Raw genomic sequence first — 23,502 nt, 5'->3', positions numbered from 1 at the left:
CGTTATACGGGTTGCCTACGAGGTTCGGGTGATCAGCGCGAACGGCCCGATATCGGTGGTCTCGAAGCGCGGATCCTCGAACAGGGATTCGTCGAACGTCACCGTGTAGCGACGCACGTTCGGGTCGTTCGGATACACGTCCGCTGCCAGCCTCAGGGTGTAACCGTCGGCGCCGCGGCGGAAGAGGAACGCATCGGGCGCTTCCCATTCGCTGCTGTCCAGCGCGTCGATCAGCTCGTCGGGTGTCTCCAGCTGCGTCCACTCCTCGATCGCCGCAGCGCGCTGATCGAACTCGGCCAGCGGGTTCGCGTAATGCGAAGTCAGCCCCTGGAACCCGAAGTAGGGGTAGTACGCGAGGAACGTCGTGTCGGCCGTCAGCACTATCGTCTCGTCACGAGGCTTGCCCAGTTGCTCGCCGATTGCGGCGTCGACATCGCGGTAGTAAGAGACCGCGTTCGGTGGACGCATGTCAGCGCGCACCCCATCACCGTCGGTGTCCGTGTAGGCGACCGTGATCTCGGACTGCAGTACCTGCGGAATGTTCTGGGCAAACGCCATCGCGCCGACCGTGGCCACCACGACCGCCGCGATCTTGAACCGAGGTGGCTCGTTGATCGCCTGGTAGATGGCCTTGGATCCTTCGAGGAATCCGAATACGCCTGCTGCGCCGAGCAGCACTATCAGCACCGCTTCGAGCCGGAACGAGAGCAGCGTCGTACCGGCCACCGTGGCAGCCATCGACATCAACGTCCACAGGTACACCGCCACAACACCGATGCCCAGGGCCTGCGCGCGTCTCGACGTCGCTGCGCGCACTGCGAGCCACAGCATCCCGATCATGCACAGCGCACCCAACAGTGAGAACTCGAACATCGGCATCGGCAGCGTCGCCCCGGACTCGGGCAGATAGTGCAGGGCGGTACCGGACGTCGCGCGGGTGCCGGTCAGCGCCGCGATCAAATATGGCAGCCACACCGTCAGCGCGATGAGCCCGGAAATGGCAGCGATCGCCGCGAGTCGGAGAGCAATCGGAACCGCGGCCCGCCAGGTCCCCTGCGCCCGTACGGCGAGGACAGCGGAGACGACAGCCATCAACGTGACCGCGAACGCAGCCAACCCCAGGTAGAGGGTGTAGAACATCGCCGCGAGGCCCAGGAACAGCCCAGTGCCCACCACTGCGCCCCAGCCCCAGTTGTTCGCCGCCCCTCTTTTCGGCACCCCCCTTTTCGGCGCCCCCCTTTTCGGCATCAATGGCTCATTGATGCCGTCTAGCCGTTGCGATGGCCCATTCATGCCGGGGCCGGGGCCGGGGGTGGGGTCGGGGCCGGGGGTGGGACCGCGATCGGGGTCGGGGCCGGCGAGGCCTGCAACCGGCCGATTCAGCGCGCCCCAGGCCAGCAGCAGGGCCGGCGCGATGAGCAGGGCGATGACGGCGCTGTATGCCTCGGGAGATGCGTAGGCGAGGACGAGAGCTGTGGTCACTGCGCTGACGGCCACTGCCCAATCGATGCGGACGAGTTCTTTCCACAGCGTGAAAGCGAGGACGGCGGTGACGGCGAGGAGTCCGATCGCGAACGGCTTGAACACTTCCCAGCCGTCCATCCCGAGAACACTGCCGACGCGGCCGCCGAGCCAGAACCATCCGGCCGGGTAGAACGGCGGCATGTCGGCGTACGTCATATCGCGCAGTGCCGCGGAATCGGTGAGTCGCGTCAGGTATTCGGTGCGGAACTCCTGGTCGACGGAGATGCCGAACAGGTACAGCTTGGTCGCTGCCAAGGGCATCCCGAGGGTGACGGTGACGAATCCGGACAGGCCGACCCAGGTCAGTACCTTCGCGAGCCAGGTCAGAGTGCTACGACGGTAGAGAATGATCGCCGCGGCCAACGCAGCGGCACACACCACCTGCCCGAGCGTCGTCACCGCGCGTGTCACGTTGGACGAGTTGAAAGCGGGCCATTCGACGAGCGAGAAGGCGTACAAGCCGACCGCCGCGATCAAGGTCGCGACCAGAGCGGCCAGTACGCCGTCTACGGCCGTCCCGAGCGCTCGCCTCATCTAGATGGGGAGCTTGCGGAAGATCGGCCGGGGGACGTGGCGAAGCCCCATCATGACGAATCGGAACGGTGCCGGCGCCCAGACCAATTCCTTGCCCTTCTGCGACGCGGAGACCGCCAGCTTGGCGATGTCCTCCTTGTCGACAGTCATCGGCGCTTCCTTGACGTGCGCGCTGAACTTGGTACGCACCATGCCCGGGCGGATGACGGTCACACGTGGACCGAACTCGCGCAGTGCCTCACCCAAGCCCAGGTAGAAGCCGTCGAGGCCGGCTTTGGTGGATCCGTAGACGAAGTTGGAGCGGCGCACGCGTTCACCGGCGACCGAGGACATGACGATGATGCGGCCGTAGGCCTGCGCCTTCATCTTCTCGCCCAGCAGAACGCCGACAGATACCGAGGCGGTGTAGTTGATGTTGGCCGTCAGGACGGCTTTGCGCTGGTCCTGCCACAGTTCTTCGGCGTCGAAATCGACTGCGAAAGCAACGATGGCGACATCGACATCACCCTTGGACCAGGCTTCGTCGATGACCTTTGGGTGGGATGCGGTGTCGAGGGCATCGAAGTCGATGACGTCGACGGACTTCGCGCCCTTTGCGGTCAGCTGTGCGACGGCGCTGTCACGGAGCGGATCGTTCGGAAGTGCGGCGAGGACGACGCGTGCCGGCGACTTCGACAGGTACTCCTCGGTGATAGCGAGACCGATCTCGCTGGTGCCACCCAGAACCAGAATCGTCTGGGGATTACCGACGGCATCTATCGTCACAGCAGTTCCAACCTTCTTGCCATATCGGAGGCGAAAACGCCCGTGGGGTCTACGGATCGGCGGACCTTGATCCACTCGTCGATCCTGGGGTACATCGAGTGGAAGGTTTCGGCATCGGTGCGCGAATCCTTCGCGGTGTAAAGGCGTCCGCCGAATTCGAGCACGCGCTTGTCGAGTTCGCGGACGAACTCGTTGAGACCCGGTTTGATCGGGAAGTCGACGCAGATGTTCCAACCTGGAATCGGGAAGCTCAGCGGCGCTTTGTTACCCGGCCCGAACAGCTTGAAGACGTTGAGGAACGAGTAGTGACCGGATCCCTGGATGTCGACGATGATCTTCTTGAACTCGTCGACTGCCTCGGGCGGAACCACGAACTGGTACTGCAGGAATCCGTTCGATCCGTAAGCGCGGTTCCACTCACCGAACATGTCGAGCGGGTGGTAGAACGCCGTGAGGTTCTGGACCTTGTTCCGGTAGTTGCCGGCCTTGCGGTACCAAACTTCGCCAACGGCGGAGAACGTGAACTTGTTGGCCAACCCGTTGGGGAACACGTCGGGGAACGTGACCAGCGGTTTGGCGTTGAAGCGCAACGGGTCCTTCTGCAACTTCGACGGCAGTTGGTCGAGGCGTGCCAACGAGCCACGGGAGACTGCTGCGCGGCCAAGCTTCGGCTGCGGTGCCACCGCGTCGAACCAGGCGCTCGAGTAGTCGTAGTTGTTCTCGCTGCCGTCGCTGTGCAGCGCGATGGTCTCGTCGAGGTTGTGCGTCACGGCGCCGTCGGCGATGAAGTATGCCGTCTCGGTCGGCGTCATCTCGATCGTTGCGCGCAGGATGATGCCGGTCAGTCCGTTGCCGCCGACCGTCGCCCAGAACAACTTGGAATTTCGGCCCGACGGGGTGAGATGACGAATCTGGCCGTCCGCGGTGAGCAGTTCCATCGAGCGCACGTGGTTGCCGAAGCTTCCGGCGCTGTGGTGGTTCTTGCCGTGAATGTCCGTGCCGATGGCGCCGCCGATGGTGACCTGACGGGTGCCCGGCAGCACCGGTACCCACAGGCCAAATGGGAGCGCAGCGCGCATCAACTGATCGAGATTCACGCCACCGTCGACGTCGACGATCCTGGTCGAAGCGTCGATGCTGTGGATCCCGTTCAACGCCGTCATATCGATGACGAGGCCGCCGGAGTTCTGGGCATTGTCGCCGTAAGACCGGCCGAGGCCGCGGGCGATGACGCCGCGGCGAAGGTGCGCCGGCTTCGAGTCGTTCCGCTCGGCGACCTGCTTGACCGCGTTGGCGATGAGCTCGGGGTCGGAGGTCGAGAGCACTTCACCCGTGGACGGCGCAGTGCGCCCCCAGCCGGAGATCGTGCGAGTCTGCGTGGGTAGCGGCGCAGTGTTCCCGGCCTGTGGTTCCAGGGGGAAGAGTGCGTCGTCGGCTGTCGTGGACATCGTTCAAGAGGGTACCCGGTGTGTCCGACTCGTTCTGCAGGCTGCGGTCCTGGGCAGGAGAACGACTAGTCTCGGACCTCGTGTCCACCCCTGATCCCTCGCGAAACGACGACGAGCTCGAGCACCACATTCCGCTGCCCGTTGAGTTGCCGCTGACCGAGAACACCGCCGACGAGGCTCTCGACTTCAAGACGCAGGTCGTCCGCTTCCTCGCGACGGGTGTGCTCTCGGCCATCTTCGACTTCTCGATCACCATCGCCCTGCAGTATGGGCTCGACCAGCAGCTGTCTCTCGCCAAAGCAGTGGGCTTCGTCGTCGGCACCACGGTGGCGTACCTCATCAACAGGCGGTGGACGTTCAACGCTGCACCGTCGCGTGCGCGCTTCATCGCCGTCGTGGTGCTCTACCTCGCCACTTTCGGGGTGCAGAACGCGCTGTATACCCTTTTCGGTCACATCTGGCCGGAGATGATTCTGTACAGCGCCATGGCGTTCGTCATCGCCCAGGGCACCGCGACGGTCATCAACTTCGTCGTCCAGCGTGCGGTGATCTTCAAGATTCGCTAGCCGACGCTCATTCGCGCACGTTTCAGGCGTTCGCGCGGGTTGCAACGTGAGCGAACAGCTGGAAAGTGAGCGAATGCCGCCACCAGCCGCGCGCTCAGGGGTACTTGGGCAAATACCCGGCTTCGATGGCCTGGGCGAATGAGGGCGCGGCCCGGTCTTTGTCGGAGAGGGTGTACTCCAGCGCTGTTCCGTCGCGGGCGAGGGTGGGCCAGTCGATCGCGAGGTCCGGATCGAGGGGGTTGATATCGCGGTCGAGCGTCGGGGTGTACTCGATCGAGCACAGGTACATCACGGTCGAGCCGTCTTCAAGGGAGAGGATCGCGTGCCCGAGACCCTCGGACAGATACACCGCCCGCCGATCGACATCGTCGATGAGCACACTGTCCCAGGTGCCGAACGTCGGCGACCCGACACGCAGGTCGACGATCACATCGAGAAAAGCGCCACGGGTGCAGGTGACGTACTTCGCCTGCCCGGGAGGGGTGTCGGTGAAGTGGATCCCGCGGAGTACCCCGGCAGCGGAAACCGAGCAGTTCGCCTGCTGCAACTCGAGCGGCCGGCCGACAGCCTCCTCGAACGCGGAGGATTTGAACCATTCGAAGAACACACCGCGGTCGTCACCGAACTGGCGCGGGGTGAACTCGTACGCGCCGGGAATCTTCAGTTCACGAAAAGTCATTTCCTGCCTCGTTCGAGCAGGTCGAGCAGATACTGCCCGTACCCGGATTTGACGAGTTTCTCCGCGCGCTCGCGCAGTTCGTCATCGGAGATGAACCCGCGACGCCACGACACTTCCTCCGGCGCCCCGATCTTGAGACCCTGGCGTTGTTCGATGGTGCGCACATAGTTCGAGGCGTCGAGCAGCGAATCGAAGGTGCCGGTGTCGAGCCAGGCCGTCCCACGCGGCAGTACCTCGACCGCCAACCGTCCGGCGTCGAGGTAGTGGCGGTTGACGTCGGTGATCTCGTACTCGCCCCGCGCGGACGGTTGCAGGTCGCGGGCGATGGCAAGGACGTCGTTGTCGTAGAAGTACAGGCCGGGCACCGAGAAGTTGGACTTGGGGACCTTCGGCTTTTCCTCCAGCGAGATCGCTCTACCTGCCGCGTCGAATTCGATGACGCCGTACGCGGAGGGGTCCTTGACCTCGTACGCGAAGACAGCACCGCCATCGATGTTGCCGAAACGCGAAAGCTGCGAACCCAAACCGGGGCCGTAGAAGATGTTGTCACCCAACACCAGGGCGGCACTGTCGGTGCCGACGTGGTCGGCGCCGAGCACGAACGCCTGGGCCAGTCCGTTCGGAGTGTGCTGAACCTTGTAGGTCAGGTCGATACCGAACTGCGATCCGTCACCGAGCAGACGTTGGAACTGTTCGCGGTCCTGCGGGGTGGTGATGATGAGAATCTCGCGGATGCCCGCCAGGATCAGCGTCGAGAGCGGGTAGTAGATCATCGGTTTGTCGTAGACCGGCACCAACTGCTTGCTGATCCCCATCGTGATCGGATGGAGCCGCGAACCCGTGCCGCCCGCCAGAATGATTCCCCGCATACCCGGCAGTCTCCCAGACAGGGAATGGCTTCGCGCACCCGCTGTCCGTGCCAGTGGATGCGAAACGGTTGTTCTGAGACCCTCCAGGCTCACCCCGACGGCCGGTCGCCATGAGCATCGGAGCCAAGCTCGTGAACCTCGGGCAGAACGAGTTTCGCATCCACTTCCAGACCCGAACGAACACGCTCAGGCCGGTATGGTCGTCACCATGAAACTGCTCGTGACAGGCGGCGCCGGGTTCATCGGCGCAAATTTCGTGCTCCAGACCGTCGCCGAGCGCCCCGATGCTCAGGTAACAGTCCTCGACGCACTGACCTATGCCGGAAACCGCTCGTCACTGGACTCCGTCGCTGACAAGATCGAGTTCGTCGAGGGTGACGTCGCCGATGCGGACGTGGTGAATCGGCTCGTCGCCGAGACCGACCTCGTCGTCCACTTCGCGGCCGAATCCCACAACGACAACAGCCTGAACAACCCATGGCCGTTCGTCCACACCAACGTCATCGGCACCACGACGCTGCTTCAGGCCGTCCGCGAGCACGACGTCCGCTACCACCACATCTCCACCGACGAGGTCTACGGCGACCTCGAACTCGACGATCCCGCCAGATTCACCGAATCGACCCCGTACAACCCGTCGAGCCCGTATTCCTCGACCAAAGCGTCGAGCGATCTGCTGGTGCGAGCGTGGGTGCGCTCGTTCGGGGTTCGTGCCACGATCTCCAACTGCTCCAACAACTACGGCCCGTACCAGCACGTGGAGAAGTTCATTCCGCGCCAGATCACCAACATTCTGGCCGGCACCCGCCCCAAGCTCTACGGCGCCGGCCAGAACGTCCGGGACTGGATCCACGTCGACGATCACAATCATGCAGTGTGGACGATCATCGACAAGGGCGAGATCGGCGAGACCTATCTGATCGGCGCGGACGGTGAGAAGAACAATCGAGCGGTCCTGGAAACGATCCTGGAAGAGACCGGACAGGCGGCCGACGCGTTCGATTTCGTCACCGACCGACCAGGCCACGATCTGCGGTACGCGATCGATTCGACCAAGCTTCGCACCGAATTGGGTTGGACACCGAAGTACGTGGACTTCCGCAGCGGCCTGAAGGCCACCGTGGATTGGTACCGCGACAACGAGCAGTGGTGGCGACCGCAGAAGGACGCCACCGAAAGCGGCTACGCCCAGAAGGAATCGGTGCTGCCCTAGCTTTTCGACATACGGTGGCGCAGCAGTAGATAGACAGCACGTCGCATGAACGAGGTGGCCAGTGCTTTTGCGTTGCCGATCCGAATGTCGTTCTTGGACAGCAGATCCGGCATCTGCGCGCCGAGGGATCGATGAAAGTCAGCGGCCTGGCGTGCCTGCTGGGTGGCTAGTTCCACGCTCCACTGACCGGCGCTGATTCGGAACGAGGCCAGCGGCTCGGGAATTGCCACGACATCGCCATGTAGCGCTACGCCGATGAAGGTGGCCTGGTCGATCAGGTAGGGGTGATCGTTGTCCCACAGTCCGATGTCCTGCAGCACATTCTGCTTCATCAATACGCATCCCGGTTCACCGAAGATGTTGGCGCCGGCGCGAACCGCGGTTCGCGCTGCCTCGCGTCCGGACACCAGACCGCTCAGTCCACCGAGCCCTCTGGCTGCGATGACGGTCTTGCCGTTGGCATCGACAAGCGTGCGCTGCGACGCCACCAGCACAGCGGAGGGATGCGAATCGAACGCCGTGACCTGGGCTTCGAGCGACGTGGGGAATATAGTGTCGTCGCCGCAGACGAGTTTGACGAACTCGCCCGTGGCTTCCGCGGTGACACGATCCCAGTTTCGTTTCGCACCACCGCCGGCCTCGGTGGAGAGAACTCGGATGCGAGGATCGTCGTATTCCTCGATGATCGAGAGCGTCTCATCGGTGGACGAATGGTCGGCGATGATCAGCTCGAAGTCGGTGAACGTCTGCCGCAGAATCGATTCGATCGTCTCGGCGATGTACTCGGCGTTGTTGTACGCGGGAACGACGACAGATACACGTGGGCTCATGATGCTGGCTTTCTGCGAAACGAGAAGTCGCGGTAGCCGAAGAAGCTGACCACCGCCATTACTGCCGTGACGACCAATTGCGAAGGGATGGGCGGAAAATGAAGGAAGGACACTGCCACCGTCATCAACGATATGTTCGCGAGGAACGCACCGAAATTGACGACGAAGAACCGTAGTAGATCTCGGAAGAAGTGACCACGGACTCGGAACACGAGGTATCGGTACATGGCAAACGCGCACAACACGTTGCACAGGTAGCCCAGGACGATCGCGGCGTGATAGCCGTATCGTTCGCCGATGAGTAGTTGCCACACGATGAACCAGCCGGTACCGAGCGTGGTGTTGACGCCGCCGACGAGAAGAAACGCGAAAGGCTGGTTCTTGATGATGCGCATGAGCGGCCCGGGCGACCCGCTCATACCGGCGGGCGGTGCCGGCGTCTCCGGTTCGGTCATCGGCCCGCCCCGAGTGCCTGTCGGGTCGCTTGCAGGGTCGACGCGATACCGGCGGGTAGCGTGCGGTGACTGCGGCGGTCGATCTCGGGCCACACGGTCGAACGCAGGCGGAGGTCGCGACCTTGGAACGCAGCCAACGGTGACGCCGCGAGAACCACATTGGGCCGTCGGCGAAAGACTGTGCGGCAAGCACCCAGGATTGAACCGATAGTGACGGCCTGACCGGTTGCGAATATTTTGGTGGTGGGCGAGAAGGAGTTTCGAGCCGACAATGCAAGCGCGTCGGCCACCATCTCGGCAGCGTCCGAGACGAAGAGGTAATCGCGCAGGGTGTCCATCGGGACGTAGATCGACACGGGTGACGCCATCAGGTAACCGCGGCACAGATGCGAAATGAGTCCCTGCGGTTTACTGAGGTTCTGGCCGGGCCCGTACAGATTGGCGAAGCGGCCGACGACGACGTTGATTCCGGTGCGGATGCCGAAGGCTTCCGCGATCTTTTCGGAATCGAGCTTGGCACGGCCGTAATCGCCCAGCGGAACCGCACGGGTGCCTTCGTGATGCGGTGCTCCGACGGCTCCTGCGTAGACGCCTCCCGCCGAGGAGGCCAAGAATACCGTTCCCGCCGATGTGTGCAGATCGCCGACCTGGTCGAGGACCTCCGCGATCAGCGCATTCTCCTGAGCGAATTCGGCTGCGCTGGTGCCGTTGACCCCGGCACCTGCTGCCCAGACGATGTTCCAGGCCCCGTCACCGACCAGCCCGAAGAATGCGGTGCAATCCTGTAACAGAGTATTTCTGGCCGATTCGTGGTCCGCCCACGGGACGCTGCTGGTGAAGACACAGTTGCCGCGTCGGCCGAGTTCACGGGTGACCGAAGAACCCAACAGACCGCCGCTCCCTACGATCCAGCTGTATGTCGTTGTCACGCTTGGGGGTCGGGCTCGGTTGGATCGGCCTTTCCCGTCCGACCCAGTGGGCCGTCGGCAGGATCGGCGACGATCAGGTACGGCGGCTTGCCCATCGCGGTCTTGACGTTGACACCGACGTATTCGGCGACGACGCCGAGCGAGAACAATGTCGCTCCGAAGCCGAACAGCAGAATAACCATGGTCGACGCCCAACCGCGGACCTCGGAGCCCAGGTCGAACAGTAGGTAAGAGGCCAAGACCCACAAGACGAGTGCCAGTCCGAGCACGGCGAACGCGACCCCGATGATGCTGACCATCCGAAGCCCCTTGGTGCCGCTGGAGAGGACCATGCGCCAAAAGTGCGACAGCAGCGTCCGCAGGTTGTAGCCGGACCGACGGCCTTGCTCCTCGCGAAGTTCGACCGGGCTCGTGGTCACCTCACCGGCAATCCAACCGAGCGCTACGTCTAGGTATGCCTCCGATCCGGCGTACGCAGCGACCGAGCGTCCGACTTCTCCGAGGACGAGACGGTAGCTCTGGTAGCTGACAGTGTTGTCCGCGGCCATCGCCTTCGCGATGAGCCACTTCGACCCTCGTGAGGCGGCGTTGCGCAACAGACCGTGCGGTGCCGCATTGGTCGGTTTCGCGTACACCACCGAGGATTGCTGATCGAGTGCGGTATCGAGCAGGCCCCCGATGTCCGCTGGGTCGTGTTGGCCGTCCTCGTCCATCGTGACGATCCACTCACCACCGCTCGAGGCCATGCCGGCGAGGGTTGCGGGGTGCTGGCCGAAGTTGCGGCTGAGCCATACGCCACGGACGAACGTGTGTTCGGCGACGAGTCCGCGAATGACGTCGGCCGAGCCGTCGGGGCCGTGATCGAAGACGAGGAGTACTTCCTCCACGATCAGCGGGCGGCCACCAGGCGAGTGCGTGACCGAGGTCAACGGCAGTATTTCCTCGATGAGCGTGCGCAATGTGCGTTCACCCTGGTAGACCGGCACCACGATCGAGATGCGGTGCGGGTCGGTGGCCTTCTCGGACGGGGTGATCACGGGTTGTGAGCCTATCTGCTCAGCGCTGAACTACCACGTTCCGTGGCATCAGGATCGGTGATGTCCTCGATCGACAGTGTGGTGCTCGCGCGTTCCGATCGACGTCGGCGCACGTCGACGCCCACGAGCACGGCCAACATGAGCAGGCCGCCAGCAATTCCGACGAGTCCGAGTCGCTGCCCGGGCGGCCGGAACGAGATCTCGAGCTCGGCGTTGTCGGTGCCGGGCGGCAGGTCGACGTACAGGAAGATGTCGCCCAGGCCTTTCGTCTGCAGTGGCTCGCCGTTCAGGGTGGCGGAGTAGCCAGGCCAGGCCAACCGTGCGAACACGACGCTGCCGCCGGTTGGCGAGCTCACGGTGACCTTCTCCGAATCAGCGGTCGAGGATTGCGAGGCCGCCGTCGCGTCGACTGTGGCCACCACCCGGCCGATGTCGTCGGGAATGAGTCCGTCGACACGTTCGAGGACGTAGATCTGACGCGCGGAGTCGGCGGTCGGTGGGATCACCCATGTCCATCCGGGAGGCGCAGGCTGCGCGTTCGCCAGCGGGTACTGATTCTTCTGCAGAACGACCCGGTCGAGGCGCATCAGGTCTGCATAGGTCTTGCCGGTGAAGATCTCCGTCTGGAAGAGGCGGCGGAAGGCGTCGGGACAGCTCGATCCTTCGTGTTGGAGGCACAGCAAATTCGAGAAGTCGAGGTAGCCGACCGGGGTGTAGGCATTGACGTAGTCGAGCCCCAGAACCTTGGCCGAGTTGCCGTACACCTGCGAGTGCCACGGCAGCTGCGGGTCGTCGGCGCTGTCGGCGCTGACTTCGGTCAACGCACGGTTGCCAAGCTGGAGCGTCGCACCTTCCCATTCCGGGAACTGAGCCTTGGCCTCGGATTGGGTCGTCGGCAACCACCACTTGTCGAAGGGTGGGTCGTACGAGGCCACCTGATACATCGCGATGGGTGCGATGGTGACAAGCAGCAGAGCTGCCGTCGCACGGGTGGAGAAGCGGTGGGCGAGGAACAACGCGAGCGCCCCGAAGACTGCGATGAGGATGCCTGCTACCACGTGACGGCCGAAGAGTTCGGGACCGGAAGAGCCGGCTCGGAGCACGAGAATCACCGTCAGCAACGACGCGGCGAGTAGGCGTGGTCGAAAGCGCTCCAAGGTCCCGTATCGGCTGACGAGGGTGGTGACCAGGATCAACGCCGTGATCGCGACGAACGGGAGGATGCGTGCCGGCCATCGGATTGGTCCGATGTCGCTGGGACCAGCGGTGAAGACCAGCGCGAACACCAGCAGGATCAAGGGGGCCGTCAACTCACGCAAGGCCTCGGGCACCCGTCGCCATGCGATGAAGGCGAGTGCCGGGACGAGAAACCAGGCTATATAGGTGACGGGAGAGGCGGTCGTCTCACCGGACCAGGACTCGATACTGGTCACCGCCGTCGGGATGCTCGCAGTCAGTGTCTCCGACCAGGGAGCCGTCAGAAAGTTGTCGTTGAACGTGCCCTCCTCGCCACTGCGCCAGGTCACGGACGAGGTCAGGACGCCAGGGAGGAACGTGATCAATCCACAGGCGGCAGCGGCGATCCCGACGGCTGCGACGCGGAGGGCGGGTCTCCACTGGCGCTGGAATACGCGCTCACCGATGGCGACCGATCCAATCATCACACCGGCCATGACGGCTGCGTGGACGTAACCGACACTGATAGCCAGGTAGAGAAAAGCGAACGGCAGCAGTGGGCCGGACCGTCCTCGCGCGTAGGACACAGAGCTGGCCCATGCGTTCATGATCCAGGCGGTTCCGATGAGAGCCGTGATCCACGACGTGTTCTCGAAGAACATGGTGAATCCGACGAACGGCGCGCTGGCACCGGCTACCGCCGCCCAGGACGGCCGCGAGCCGTACGCCAGCGCGACACGGTAGACGCCCCATGCCAGGACGATCGAGAACCCGAGTTTGACTGCGGTGGCCAGCAACGTCAGGTTGTCGATCGACGGGGAGATGTAGTTGATTGCCATCTGCACGGGGTTCCATAGCCCGCCTTGGCCTTCGACGGGATAGTTGCCGGACATCCACTGATCGAGAACGAGCGAGGGGAACTGGCCCTCGCGCATGATTCGTCCGAGTTGCAGCCAGTTGGGTACCGCGCCGGATTCTGTGTCGTCGATGTAGAAGAAACGTGGGTCCACGGTGAGAACCAGGAGGTAACCGACGACCACCACGACAGCGGCCGCGGCTCCCCACGCGAGGCGCTCTTTGCGACTGCCGAGCGCAGAGCTGTGCGTGTGCTCGGTTCGGCTGAGAATCACTGTTCACTCCGTGGGCAGATAGAGACACACGACTGTATCCCGCCACCACTCTCACATCCGAAACGGCGTGATACACCCGTGCGTCGAGCCGCCCGAGGCCGAGGTTGTGCAACCATGGACAGTGATTCTTCGACAAGATGGGGTTCCTCTCGGTATGGATGGCACTGCTCTCAATCGTCTCGATGCGCGGTCGAACGAGCCAGTAGGCGCCGACGCCGCTGGCTCCTACGGACTGACGGCGCAGCGTCTCCTGTTCGACGGGCCTTCACCGCTCGTGAGCGCCGACATGTACACCAGCGTTTCGAAAGGCAACGCCGAACGCTCGCGATACGTTGCTACGCTCGCCAAGCGATCCGTCGTCGAGACCAACAGCTACTTCGGGCGCTTTCCGGCGAGCTACTGGCAGCGATGGACGGACGTCACCGAGGCACGGTTCACGGCAACGGTCACCGGTCGGGGACGCATCGACGTCGTCGCCACCGATTCCAAAGGCCGCAAACGAACGGTCGCGAGTACCACCGTCGATACCGACGGGCAGTCGAGCCGACTTGGCATCGCGGCGAAGGTCCAACAGTTTCTCGACGGCGGCGCTCTGTTCGTTCGGTTCACCACGACCTCGCACGAGCTGACGGTCGAGGATGCCGAATGGACAGTCGACGCGCCGGCCGCGTTGCGTCCCACGTCCGTCGTCATCTGCACGTTCAACCGCGCCGACGATTGCGCCAACACCGTTGCCGCGATGGCAGAGGATCCCATTGCGTTGCACGGCGTCGACAACGTCTACGTCATCGACCAGGGCACCGATCGGGTCGAGACTCGTCCACTGTTCCAGCGCGTCGCCGCCGAACTGGGCGAGAAGTTGGTCTACATCACTCAGCCCAACCTCGGCGGAGCAGGCGGGTTCACCCGCGGCTTGTACGAGGTGCAGGGCAAGGGCGGCGACCCTGCCAACGTCATCTTCATGGACGACGACGTGCTGTGCGAGCCCGAGGCGATTGTCCGCATGAACGCCTTCGCCAACAAGACAGTCGAACCGGCGATCGTCGGTGCGCAGATGCTCTACCTCCTGCATCCAGACCGTGTGCACGTCGGTGCCGAGGTCGCGAATCTGCAGAAGCTCGAGGCTGGTCTGTACGTCAAGAACGCGATTTCGGACAAGAGCGCGTTCAAGAAGAAGCAGGACATTCGGGTCGACGCCGGATACAACGGCTGGTGGTCCTGTTTGATCCCATCGGAAATCGTCTCGCAGATCGGGTATCCGCTACCGCTGTTCTTCCAGTGGGACGACATCGAGTACGGCTATCGCGCCCGCGCCAACGGATTCGCGACGGTCACCCTGCCCGGTGCAGCGGTGTGGCACGCAGACTTCGCGTGGAAGGACTGGGACGAGTGGCACCGATACTTCAACCTGCGCAACGGCATGATTACCGCCGCACTGCATGCAGACCTGGACGGTCGTAAGCTCGCCCGTCAACTCGGCACCGATCTGTTCCGCTATCTGGTCTCGATGCAGTACGGCATGGCGTACACGTTGATCAAGGCCATCGAGGACTTCCTCGCCGGGCCGGGCAAGCTGGTCGACGGCGGTATGGACGCTGCCGGTTCTATTCGACGCGAGCGCGCTGAGTACGGAGAGACCAAGCGTCACAACGCCAATGCGGTCCCCGGTATTCGGCCCGCAGACATGGTCATCACGCCGGCGGGCCCGACTCCGAACAAGAGTCTCGAGTGGGCGGTGCTGGCCAAGCGGGTGCTCAACCAATGGCGCGGGCGAGTGCATCCGGGTCCGGTTGCCATCTCGGCCGACGACGCGCATTGGTGGCACGTCTCGCTGTTCGCGCACGCTGTCGTCACCGATCGCTCGCAAGAGGGCGTGCGAGTCCGTGTGCGCGACCAGGGCACCGCTCTCGTTCTGCTCGGGCGGGGACTCCAAGCGTTGCGCCGACTGAGAACAGAGACCGAGGACGTGTCGCAGGAATACCGAGTTGCGATGCCGGAACTCACCAGCCGGGAGAACTGGGCACGGTTGTACTCGATCGAGGTGTGAACGCCGGGTGCGCGGCGCGAGTGGGGCAGCTGGGCAGGCCCTGGCAGTCGGCGTTTTCGCTTTCGTCCTGGGCGTGGCCGGCAGCTGGATTCCCTCGTTCTGGTACGACGAGGTGGCTTCGGTGTACGCGAGCCGGCGGTCGCTGCCAGATCTGATCGATCTGCTGCGCAGTACCGACATCGTCCACGGTGCGTACTACATGGGTTTGCACCTGTGGGGCGAGATGTTCGGTTTCTCGGAGTTCTCGGTGCGATTGCCGAGTGCGATTGCGGTGGGCGGCGCTGCTGCCGGAGTGGTCGTGCTCGCCTCGCGTGTCTCCAGCGGTCCCGTCGCACTTTTTTCCGGGATCTTGTTCGCCCTGCTTCCGAGGGTGACGTGGGCAGCAGTAGAGGCTCGCAGCTACGCACTCACCGCCGCAGCAGTGGTCTGGCTGACGGTTCTGTTGTTGGTGTCCTTGCAGTCCCGAGCGCGTTGGTGGTGGGTTCTCTACTCCCTCGTGCTTGCCATGTCGATTGTGTTGTTCGTCTACCTCGCGACGATCGTTGCGGTCCATTTCCTGATCCTGTTGTTGCACAAGAAATTCAGGAGCGCAATGCTGTGGTGGTCAGGGGCCGTCGCCGCGTCGCTCCTGGCGATATTTCCGTTCCTGCTGGCGGTGCTCAGGCAAGCGGGGCAGGTGAGCTGGATTCCGCCGCTCGACGGCAACCTTCCTCGGATTGTCGTGGAATACCAGTGGTTCCTGGGCGCGCCCGCATTCGGAATCGTGTTCCTCGTGATCGTTGCTGCGGCACTGTTCGTCCGATCCGGCACCGGCACCGGCAGGCCGTGGCGCGACGGGATCGTGCCGATGTCGTTGGCATGGATCATCGTGCCGATGGTCTTCATGGCGTCGTACTCGCTCGTCCGGGCGCCCATCTACCTGGATCGGTACCTGACCTTCACCGCGCCGGCGGTCGCGTTGCTCGGCGGCGTCGCGCTGGGCAGGTTAGCCGCCCTACGGTGGTGGCTGCCTTACCTCGCATTGGGCATTCTGGCGGCCGCTCTGGTGCCCGCCTACGCCGAGCAGCGCTCCCAATGGGCAAAGCCGCTGCAGATGGACTTCAGCGCTGCGAACGACTTCGCGGCCTCGAATGTCGAACCCGGTGACTGCGTCCTGTTCGGAAAGGCGGCGTGGAATCCGTCCTCGCAACGGCTCATCGAAGACGTCGATCCTGCTGCATTTACCGGTACCCGTCGCATCGGGCTCGCGAAGGATGCAGCCGCCACGGGTCAACTGTGGGACGAAGAACTTCCGCTGGGGGATCTGGCGCAACAACTGTCGACGTGTGACGTCGTCTGGTATTTCACTGATCGCGAACGCGACGAGGTCGAAAACCTACGTTTGTCGTCGAATGACAAATGGGCCCTGCAACCGTACGACTTCGAGAAGTCCAACGACTACGCACTGCTCAGTGCCAGTGGTTTCCGGATCGACGAGCGTGTGACGTTCCATGTCACCCAGGCAGTGCGGCTGGTTCGGTGAGTCAGCGCCGCGCCGGACGCTGTGTCGGAGCCTTGCGGATCCGCACGACCACCTGCTCGTTGTCGACGGTGTAGCCGAGGTAGTCGAACTCGGTACCGGTGCGGCCGACGAACTCGATCCACGCCCGGTACTCGTGGTTGCGCCAGCCCGGGAAGTTGAAGTACTCGTCGAACACGATGACCGTCCCGACCACCAACCGATCGGCAACCAGGTCGAGAACGGTAACCGTCGAGGAGTACAGGTCCGCGTCGAGATGCAGGAAGGAAATCTTGTCCGTACGAGTCTTCAGGAACTTCGGCAGCGAGTCCTCGAACAGTCCGGGCACGATCTCCGCGCCGGGCACCGTCGGAACGTTCTCCTGCTCGAAGATGCCCCTCGGAAACCCGGTACGCCAGGCGTCGGGCAGCCCTGAGAAGACATCGAAACCGGCGACGGCGGAAATGTCGTCCCTCGGCGCCAGCTCCTCGGTGATGATCTCGAGGGTGGTCCCGCTGGCGACGCCGAACTCGAGCGCCATGCCTGGAACCGACACTTCGCTCAGCGCGAAGCGCAGCGTCGCATGCGGCAGCGGGAAGGTCGGCGCCTTCGGCATCATCTCCTCGGCGAATTCCGCGGACTGTGCCGCCGCCTCCACCTCGGAGGCGAAGAAGAGGTCGCGTCGCATCCGCAGTTCCAGTCCGCGAACGAATGCATGCAGGTCGTCGATCTCGCGGCGTTGGCGTTCGAGCAGCTCCACGAGCTTGGCATGTCGATCTTCGGTCTGCTCGGCCAACTGCGCCGTCTGCTTGTCCAGAACCTCACCGAATGCTCGCTGAAACTTCTCTCGTGCCGAATGCCGAATCCGATCCGTCAGCTTGCGAGGTTCCGTCATGCGCACACGGTAACCGAGGAGCGCGCAATGCGTCTTTTCGGTCACCGCCCAGGGCGCTCGGAGGCCCGGCTAGCGCTGGAAATGCTCGCGACGCCCCAGCCGACGCAGCCGCATCCACTCCGCCAAGCCCTTGGGGTTGCGGGTGGTCACCAGGAAGAACCAGCCGAATCGGATCCACTCCTGCGGGAGCAGCTTTCGCATCCCGGGCTGAGACATCAGATACCCGCGGTTGCGGTAGGTGAAATACCGCTTCGTCGCGTCGTCGGGATACTGGGTGTGCATCCGTCCACCGAGGATCGGCTTGAACTCGGCGGCGCCGTTCGGGTGCACGTATGCCGTCGTCAGACACGTGCCGAACTTCAGGCCCGAGCGCTGCAACCGTCGGTGCACCTCGACTTCGTCGCCGCGGACGAACAGGCGCAGATCGGGAACGCCCACGGCGTCGATGGTCGAGGCCTTGAACAGTGCCCCGTTGAACAGCGATGCGATGCCCTCGAGCAGATCGTCCTCGGGGTTCTTCGGATCGATCAGCTCCGAACGCAACCGCCGCCACTCCACACCCCGCCGCAACGGAAACGCGAGCCGGTCCGGGGCGTCGATATCGCACACGACGGGGGAGACCTCGTCGAGTTCATGCTTGATCGCGCAGTCGTACAACGTGCGCAGAACGTCGGGGCCCTCCGGCCGGCCGTCGTCGTCCGCCAGAAAGACCCAGTCGGCGCCCAACGAGAGCGCGTAGAGGATGCCGAGCGCGAACCCGCCCGCGCCGCCCAGATTGTGGTGAGAGCCGAGATACGTCGTCGGGATGTCCGCGGACTCCACCAGCTCGCGCACTGCGTCCTCGTGGGCGTTGTCGACCACCACGAGGTGGTCCAGCGGGCGGCTCTGGTGCGTGATGACCTCGAGGGACTGGGAAAGAAGTTCACGACGCTTGTGCGTGACGATGACTCCGACGATCTTGTCAGCCATGCTCTTCATCTCTAGGTCGTTCCGCAGGCTCCACTCCCGCGTCCCTGGCGAGTTCTTTGAGAACCGTCGCCACGTGATCGCCCGCGTCGTCGCCCTCGTAGGCGCGCACGATCTCCTCGATACCGCCCTGCTGACGGATCTGACCGTGGTCGATCCACATCGCGGTATCGCACAGTTGGGCGAGGAACTCGTTCGAGTGGCTGGCGAAGACGAGAATGCCGGAACGCTTCACCAGTTCCTGCAGGCGCACGCGGGCTTTCTTCATGAACTCGGCGTCCACGGCCCCGATGCCTTCGTCGAGTAGCAGAATCTCCGGGTCGATGCTGGTGACGACGCCCATCGCGACGCGCACTCGCATACCCGTCGAATAGGTGCGTAGCGGCATGTCCAGGTAATCGCCCAGTTCGGTGAACTCGGCGATCTCGTCCATCTTCGCCAGCATCGACTTGCGCGTCTGGCCGAGGAACAGGCCGCGAATGATGATGTTCTCGTAGCCCGAGATTTCCGGGTCCATGCCGACGCCCAGGTCGAAGACGGGCGCGACGCGGCCGCGGACCTCGGCGCTGCCTCGCGTCGGCTCGTAGATGCCCGAGAGCAGACGTAGCAGCGTCGACTTGCCCGCGCCGTTGTGTCCGACGAGGCCGACGCGGTCGCCGTCCTCCAGGCTCATCGTGATGTCGCGCAGTGCCTCGACGACGACTACGTCGGAGGAGTTGCGGTCGATGGCGCCGCCGGCCTTGCCGAGGAATGCCTTCTTCAGCGAGCGTGTTTTGGCGTCGAAGATCGGGAAGTCGACGCAAGCGTTGTGCGTGGTGATGCCGATTGACATGTGTTGCTTCAGCCCCTAAACCCAGTAGGGCACGCGGGCCCGGTACTTCTTGAGCGCGAGAATCGTCAGTGCCCACCCGGCGAGGGTGCAGGCGATGACGATGTACCAGTGATACGCCTGCTGAGCCTCGCCGATCATCGGTGCACGCAGGATGTCCAGGTAGTGGAAGAGCGGATTGATCTCCACCAGCCGGGCCCGGTTCGCAGCCTCGCCGCCCTGATTGATCAGCCCCTGCGTGGTCCACACGATGGGCGTCATGAAGAACAGCAGCGTCACCATCGACGCGAGGATCGGGGCGATGTCGCGGTAGCGCGTGGCGACGATGCCGAAAAGCAAACCGACCCACACCGCATTGAAGGCGATCAGCACGAACGCCGGAAGCGCCGTCAACGACGCCCAGCTCAGCGAGGGTTGGAAGATCACCAGGATGATGACGTAGACGATCAGGTTGTGCGCGAACAGCAGAATCTGGCGCCACACCAGCCGATACACGTGCACCGACAGCGCCGACGGGAGTTGCTTGATCAACCCCTCGTTGGCCACGAACACGTCGCCGCCCTCGAGGATCGCCGCGCTGATGAACGTCCAGATGATGAGACCGACAGCCACGTGCGGCAGGAACTCACGCAGATCCACATCGAGCAGCACCGAATACAGCAAACCCATCGCCGTCGCCTGGACGGCAGTGGCAATGGTGATCCAGAACGGACCGATCACCGAACGGCGGTAACGCTGTTTGATGTCCTGCCAGCCGAGATGCAGCCACAGTTCACGCTGACTGAAACCCGTCCTCAGATCACCGAAGGCACGCTTGAAGCTCTGCGAGTCCGAAACGGGAACTGTCACACGCTCTCCTGCTTCGTTCTCGGATTTGGTTGCTGGGGCCGACACGACGGTCGACACTACCGCTTATTCGCCGACCACTCCGCAGGCTCCACTCACAGGTACTGGCCGGTACCGCTTCCGTGTGCCGGGCCACCGTGTCCAGTGTTGATGCTCACTCCGGGCGGCAGCGCACCCTGACGCATCTGTTCGAGCTGGGCGCGTGCGGCCATCTGCTGCGCGAAGAGCGCGGTCTGTATTCCGTGGAACACCCCTTCGAGCCACCCGACGAGTTGTGCCTGAGCGATCCGCAGTTCGGCATCCGAGGGAATCGCATCCTCCTCGAACGGCAAGGTCAGCCGTTCGAGCTCATCCCGCAACTCCGGCGCGAGCCCCTGCTCGAGCTCACGGATCGAAGACTGGTGGATCTCCTTCAAGCGGCTTCGGCTGGCGTCGTCGAGCGGTGCGGCCCGCACTTCCTCCAGGAGTTGCTTGATCATCGTGCCGATGCGCATCACCTTCGCGGGCTGCTCCACCATGTCCGATAGGGCGGTCTCACCGCTCTCGACGCCCTCGGTTCCGGCAGCGCGAGCCGCAGCGGCGGTTGCCTCTTCACGGCTGAGTGCGAGAGGCTGTCCGTTCGGGCCGATCACGACGACGTGGTCACTGTTCTCGGGATTGGACTGGGAGTCCGATAGCGTCATGTCGCCATTTTTGCGCGCCCGGCGGGATTGCGCGAGAACTGGGTCCGATTATCCTTGATGCGGGTCTGTACGGAGGGACGAAAAGCGTGCGTGACAGCAGGGTCGGCAATGCCAAAAAGGGATGTGGAACACACGCTGACGAAAACGGCGCTTAGAGTGTCCGGCATGGGGTACGACGTTGCGCGAGTCAGAGGGTCGATTCCCTCTTTGGGCGACGGCTGGATTCACCTCGACCCCCAGCATGGAATGCAGATTCCCGATCGCGTATCGACGGCCGTGTCCACGGCGTTTCGTGGGAGTGCTCCCACGCACACCTCGGGACACATGTCCTCGCGTCGGAGCGCTGGACTGCTGGACGCGGCCCGGCAGGCCGTCGCGGATCTGGTCGGCGGGGACCCGGCAGGTGTCGTCCTCGGCCCCGATCGCGCGACGATGCTCGCCTGGCTCGCCGAATCTCTGTCCTCGCGCCTCGGCCTCGGCACCGGACTGGTGCTCTCGCGCCTCGACGAGGAAGCGAATGTGGCCCCGTGGCTGAGGGTGGCCAACCGGTACGGCGCGCAGGTGCGGTGGGCCGAGGTGGAGATCGACACATGTGAGCTGCCGAGTTGGCAGTTCGAGGAACTCATCACCGCCACCACCCGTCTCGTCGCGATGACAGCGGCGTCGCCGATCGTCGGCTCCGCTCCTGACGTACGCGCAGCCGCGGACCTCGTGCATGCCGTCGGCGGCCACATCGTCGTCGACGCTGCCGGCGCTGCGCCCTACGCGCACGTCGACATCAACGAGCTTGCCGCCGATGTCCTCGCGGTCGACGCGTCCGCGTGGGGTGGACCACAGGTCGGAGCGCTCGTCTTCCGCGACCCGGCGATGCTCGACCGGATCCCGTCGATGTCGCTCGATCCGTTCGCCAAGGGCGCCGCGCGGCTCGAGCTCGCCGGCCACCAGTACGCGTTGCTGGCCGGGGTCGTCTCCTCGATCGACTATCTCGCCAACCTCGACGACGCTGCCACGGGAACCCGACGTGAACGCCTCGACTTGTCCATCGGGTCACTGCAGGACTACCACGACCGGTTGTTCGACTACCTGATGCGCTCGCTGGAGAAGCTGGACCACGTGATGGTGCTCGGCGACGCACCCAGCCGTATCCCCACCCTGAGCTTCACCGTCGCGGACACCTCGGCCGAGAAGGTCTCGGAGCATCTCGCACAGAACCGCATCGGAACGGTCAGCGGCGTCCACAGCGGAAGCCGACTTCTCGACGCTCTGGGCGTCAACGACGAGGGCGGCGCAGTCACCATCGGACTGGCCCCTTACACCACGCGGTACGAGATCGACCAGCTTGTGAAGGCGCTCGGCAAACTCTGAAGGCGGCTTCGCCGCATGTGCGCGGAAATACATAGCCCGCTATGTATTTCCACGCACATAGGTTGGTGCCTACTGGACGCGCAGGATGACCTTTCCGATGGCATCGGCGTCGAGCATCCGGTGGCCCTCCGGTGCGTCGGTGATCGGAAGCTCGGCATGAACGATGGGGCTGACAGTGCCCTCCTCGATCAGGGGCCACAGACGAGCGATCATGTCGGCGACGATGTCCGCTTTGCTGGACCTACCTGTTTCGGGTCGCCCGCGCAGTCCCGCCGCATGCACGGTCCCGCGCTTGCCGAGTAGCGCGCCGAAGTTCAGTTCTCCCGTGACGCCGCCCTGCATGCCGATGGTGATGAGCGTCCCGTCCATCGCCAGTGCGTCGATGTTCGGCTGAAGGTACTTCGCGCCCATGTTGTCCAGGATGAGGTCGGCGCCGTGACCGCCCGTCCTGTCCTTCAGCACCTCGACGAAGTCCTGGTTCTTGTAGTCGATCAGGATGTCCGCGCCCAGAGACGCGCAGAAGTCGAGCTTGGACTGCGAGCCGGCCGTGACAGCGACGGTGGCGCCGAACGCCTTGGCCACCTGGATGCCGTGCGTGCCGATGCCGCTGCCACCGCCGTGCAACAGCACCACCTGGCCGGATCGCAGGCCGCCGTACATTACGAGGTTCGACCACACCGTCGCCGCGACCTCAGGAAGTGCCGCTGCCGCGTGCAGATCGAGGGCTCCCGGGATGGGGAGCAGCTGTGTCGACGGCACAGCGACCTGTTCGGCGTAGCCACCACCGGCGAGCAGCGCGCACACCCTGTCGCCGACCTTCCAGCCGTGCACGCCCTCGCCGAGCTCGGAAATGACACCGGAGCATTCGAGGCCGAGGATCTCGCTGGCTCCCGGAGGGGGTGGATACATGCCCTGCCGCTGCATCAGATCGGCGCGATTGACGGCGGTGGCGGCGACGTCGACGATGACCTGCCCGCGTTGCGGACGTGGGTCCGGTACCTCGGTCCACTGCATGACGTCGGGTGAACCGAACTCTGTCAGGGTGATTGCGTGCATGGACCGAGGCTACCCAGGTGAGTGGAAATACATGCCCTGCTATGGGCGGATTCGAGCGGTCGTCGCAACGTGCCTGATCATTGAGGGATGGTTGCGGTGGTTTATCGGTTGTACACCCATGACGTGCGGATGACGTTCTGGTCGTTGCGGAGCTCTGGTCTG

21 protein-coding genes are annotated in these 23,502 nt (G+C 63.9%); 5 read left to right on the top strand and 16 right to left on the bottom strand.

All coding sequences use genetic code 11. The annotated features are described in order from the left end of the window. Positions 1-15 precede the first annotated feature (15 nt). Genes KVY23_RS06165 through KVY23_RS06155 form a run of 3 tightly spaced genes read right to left on the bottom strand, consistent with a single transcriptional unit; the run spans position 16 to position 4,271 of the window. On the bottom strand, positions 16-2,058 hold the full coding sequence (locus KVY23_RS06165; protein ID WP_230555736.1) for a galactan 5-O-arabinofuranosyltransferase: 2,043 nt from the start codon (positions 2,056-2,058) through the stop codon (positions 16-18). Then, positions 2,059-2,823 (bottom strand): decaprenylphospho-beta-D-erythro-pentofuranosid-2-ulose 2-reductase, encoded by a 765-nt coding sequence (locus KVY23_RS06160; RefSeq protein WP_230555735.1) that lies wholly within the window; start codon positions 2,821-2,823, stop codon positions 2,059-2,061. It lies immediately after the preceding gene. Further along, positions 2,820-4,271, bottom strand: coding sequence for an FAD-binding oxidoreductase (locus tag KVY23_RS06155; protein ID WP_230555734.1), 1,452 nt, complete (start codon positions 4,269-4,271; stop codon positions 2,820-2,822). Before KVY23_RS06155 ends, KVY23_RS06160 begins: the two co-directional genes overlap by 4 nt. Before the next feature lie 80 nt (positions 4,272-4,351). Between KVY23_RS06155 and KVY23_RS06150 the strand changes: the two genes are divergently transcribed. After that, positions 4,352-4,837: a GtrA family protein gene (locus KVY23_RS06150; RefSeq protein WP_075837416.1), complete on the top strand. Its 486-nt coding sequence runs from the start codon at positions 4,352-4,354 to the stop codon at positions 4,835-4,837. Positions 4,838-4,931: 94 nt separating this feature from the next. Here KVY23_RS06150 and KVY23_RS06145 read toward each other — a convergent pair whose 3' ends face one another. Further along, complete coding sequence (locus KVY23_RS06145; protein WP_230555733.1) at positions 4,932-5,516, bottom strand: dTDP-4-dehydrorhamnose 3,5-epimerase family protein; 585 nt, start codon at positions 5,514-5,516, stop codon at positions 4,932-4,934. Continuing rightward, positions 5,513-6,385, bottom strand: a complete 873-nt coding sequence (rfbA, locus tag KVY23_RS06140; RefSeq protein WP_230555732.1) for a glucose-1-phosphate thymidylyltransferase RfbA — start codon at positions 6,383-6,385, stop codon at positions 5,513-5,515. Before rfbA ends, KVY23_RS06145 begins: the two co-directional genes overlap by 4 nt. Positions 6,386-6,593: 208 nt before the next feature. Between rfbA and rfbB the strand changes: the two genes are divergently transcribed. Beyond that, positions 6,594-7,598 (top strand): dTDP-glucose 4,6-dehydratase, encoded by a 1,005-nt coding sequence (rfbB, locus tag KVY23_RS06135; protein ID WP_206508921.1) that lies wholly within the window; start codon positions 6,594-6,596, stop codon positions 7,596-7,598. Here the strand turns inward: rfbB and KVY23_RS06130 are convergent. Genes KVY23_RS06130 through KVY23_RS06110 form a run of 5 tightly spaced genes read right to left on the bottom strand, consistent with a single transcriptional unit; the run spans position 7,595 to position 13,155 of the window. After that, positions 7,595-8,428: a glycosyltransferase gene (locus KVY23_RS06130; RefSeq protein ID WP_075838886.1), complete on the bottom strand. Its 834-nt coding sequence runs from the start codon at positions 8,426-8,428 to the stop codon at positions 7,595-7,597. The two genes, rfbB and KVY23_RS06130, sit on opposite strands and share 4 nt — an antisense overlap. Further along, complete coding sequence (locus KVY23_RS06125; RefSeq protein ID WP_206508922.1) at positions 8,425-8,883, bottom strand: GtrA family protein; 459 nt, start codon at positions 8,881-8,883, stop codon at positions 8,425-8,427. Before KVY23_RS06125 ends, KVY23_RS06130 begins: the two co-directional genes overlap by 4 nt. Then, the gene (locus tag KVY23_RS06120) at positions 8,880-9,812 is read right to left on the bottom strand and encodes an NAD(P)-dependent oxidoreductase (protein WP_206508923.1); all 933 of its coding nucleotides are present in this window, start codon (positions 9,810-9,812) and stop codon (positions 8,880-8,882) included. The genes KVY23_RS06125 and KVY23_RS06120 overlap by 4 nt, the downstream gene beginning before the upstream one ends. After that, positions 9,809-10,810 (bottom strand): glycosyltransferase, encoded by a 1,002-nt coding sequence (locus KVY23_RS06115; protein ID WP_206509139.1) that lies wholly within the window; start codon positions 10,808-10,810, stop codon positions 9,809-9,811. Before KVY23_RS06115 ends, KVY23_RS06120 begins: the two co-directional genes overlap by 4 nt. 50 nt (positions 10,811-10,860) lie before the next feature. Then, complete coding sequence (locus tag KVY23_RS06110; protein WP_206508924.1) at positions 10,861-13,155, bottom strand: hypothetical protein; 2,295 nt, start codon at positions 13,153-13,155, stop codon at positions 10,861-10,863. Between the two features lie 154 nt (positions 13,156-13,309). Between KVY23_RS06110 and KVY23_RS06105 the strand changes: the two genes are divergently transcribed. Continuing rightward, complete coding sequence (locus KVY23_RS06105) at positions 13,310-15,202, top strand: glycosyltransferase (protein WP_206508925.1); 1,893 nt, start codon at positions 13,310-13,312, stop codon at positions 15,200-15,202. Between the two features lie 7 nt (positions 15,203-15,209). Beyond that, positions 15,210-16,724 (top strand): glycosyltransferase family 39 protein, encoded by a 1,515-nt coding sequence (locus KVY23_RS06100; RefSeq protein WP_230555730.1) that lies wholly within the window; start codon positions 15,210-15,212, stop codon positions 16,722-16,724. 1 nt (position 16,725) lies between these two features. Here the strand turns inward: KVY23_RS06100 and KVY23_RS06095 are convergent, their stop codons facing one another. From KVY23_RS06095 to KVY23_RS06075, 5 genes are all read right to left on the bottom strand, one after another. Then, positions 16,726-17,595, bottom strand: a complete 870-nt coding sequence (locus KVY23_RS06095; protein ID WP_230555729.1) for a TylF/MycF family methyltransferase — start codon at positions 17,593-17,595, stop codon at positions 16,726-16,728. A 69-nt stretch (positions 17,596-17,664) separates the two neighbouring features. Continuing rightward, positions 17,665-18,564, bottom strand: a complete 900-nt coding sequence (locus tag KVY23_RS06090; protein ID WP_230555728.1) for a glycosyltransferase — start codon at positions 18,562-18,564, stop codon at positions 17,665-17,667. Further along, positions 18,557-19,393, bottom strand: coding sequence for an ABC transporter ATP-binding protein (locus KVY23_RS06085; protein ID WP_230555727.1), 837 nt, complete (start codon positions 19,391-19,393; stop codon positions 18,557-18,559). Before KVY23_RS06085 ends, KVY23_RS06090 begins: the two co-directional genes overlap by 8 nt. Positions 19,394-19,408: 15 nt before the next feature. After that, on the bottom strand, positions 19,409-20,284 hold the full coding sequence (locus KVY23_RS06080) for an ABC transporter permease (RefSeq protein ID WP_374108690.1): 876 nt from the start codon (positions 20,282-20,284) through the stop codon (positions 19,409-19,411). Between the two features lie 47 nt (positions 20,285-20,331). Continuing rightward, complete coding sequence (locus KVY23_RS06075; RefSeq protein WP_230555725.1) at positions 20,332-20,919, bottom strand: bacterial proteasome activator family protein; 588 nt, start codon at positions 20,917-20,919, stop codon at positions 20,332-20,334. Between the two features lie 165 nt (positions 20,920-21,084). Between KVY23_RS06075 and KVY23_RS06070 the strand changes: the two genes are divergently transcribed. Continuing rightward, positions 21,085-22,284: a cysteine desulfurase-like protein gene (locus KVY23_RS06070; RefSeq protein ID WP_206508930.1), complete on the top strand. Its 1,200-nt coding sequence runs from the start codon at positions 21,085-21,087 to the stop codon at positions 22,282-22,284. A gap of 69 nt (positions 22,285-22,353) precedes the next feature. On the opposite strand, the gene KVY23_RS06065 is transcribed toward KVY23_RS06070, so the two are convergent. Beyond that, the gene (locus KVY23_RS06065) at positions 22,354-23,340 is read right to left on the bottom strand and encodes an NAD(P)H-quinone oxidoreductase (RefSeq protein WP_230555724.1); all 987 of its coding nucleotides are present in this window, start codon (positions 23,338-23,340) and stop codon (positions 22,354-22,356) included. Between the last annotated feature and the right edge of the window lie 162 nt (positions 23,341-23,502).

The organism is Rhodococcus sp. I2R (assembly GCF_020889545.1).
Lineage (GTDB): Bacteria > Actinomycetota > Actinomycetes > Mycobacteriales > Mycobacteriaceae > Rhodococcoides.
Note: the sequence above shows the minus strand (reverse complement) of the source record. Positions and strands in the feature narration are given on the sequence as shown.

Bases quoted from the DNA above. Each gene is read 5' to 3' on its own strand.
- KVY23_RS06165 (WP_230555736.1), bottom strand. From the start codon at position 2,058: ATGAGGCGAGCGCTCGGGACGGCCGTAGACGGCGTACTGGCCGCTCTG.
- KVY23_RS06155 (WP_230555734.1), bottom strand. From the start codon at position 4,271: ATGTCCACGACAGCCGACGACGCACTCTTCCCCCTGGAACCACAGGCC.
- KVY23_RS06145 (WP_230555733.1), bottom strand. From the start codon at position 5,516: ATGACTTTTCGTGAACTGAAGATTCCCGGCGCGTACGAGTTCACCCCG.
- rfbA (WP_230555732.1), bottom strand. From the start codon at position 6,385: ATGCGGGGAATCATTCTGGCGGGCGGCACGGGTTCGCGGCTCCATCCG.
- rfbB (WP_206508921.1), top strand. From the start codon at position 6,594: ATGAAACTGCTCGTGACAGGCGGCGCCGGGTTCATCGGCGCAAATTTC.
- KVY23_RS06130 (WP_075838886.1), bottom strand. From the start codon at position 8,428: ATGAGCCCACGTGTATCTGTCGTCGTTCCCGCGTACAACAACGCCGAG.
- KVY23_RS06125 (WP_206508922.1), bottom strand. From the start codon at position 8,883: ATGACCGAACCGGAGACGCCGGCACCGCCCGCCGGTATGAGCGGGTCG.
- KVY23_RS06105 (WP_206508925.1), top strand. From the start codon at position 13,310: ATGGATGGCACTGCTCTCAATCGTCTCGATGCGCGGTCGAACGAGCCA.
- KVY23_RS06095 (WP_230555729.1), bottom strand. From the start codon at position 17,595: ATGACGGAACCTCGCAAGCTGACGGATCGGATTCGGCATTCGGCACGA.
- KVY23_RS06090 (WP_230555728.1), bottom strand. From the start codon at position 18,564: ATGGCTGACAAGATCGTCGGAGTCATCGTCACGCACAAGCGTCGTGAA.
- KVY23_RS06085 (WP_230555727.1), bottom strand. From the start codon at position 19,393: ATGTCAATCGGCATCACCACGCACAACGCTTGCGTCGACTTCCCGATC.
- KVY23_RS06075 (WP_230555725.1), bottom strand. From the start codon at position 20,919: ATGACGCTATCGGACTCCCAGTCCAATCCCGAGAACAGTGACCACGTC.
- KVY23_RS06070 (WP_206508930.1), top strand. From the start codon at position 21,085: ATGGGGTACGACGTTGCGCGAGTCAGAGGGTCGATTCCCTCTTTGGGC.
- KVY23_RS06065 (WP_230555724.1), bottom strand. From the start codon at position 23,340: ATGCACGCAATCACCCTGACAGAGTTCGGTTCACCCGACGTCATGCAG.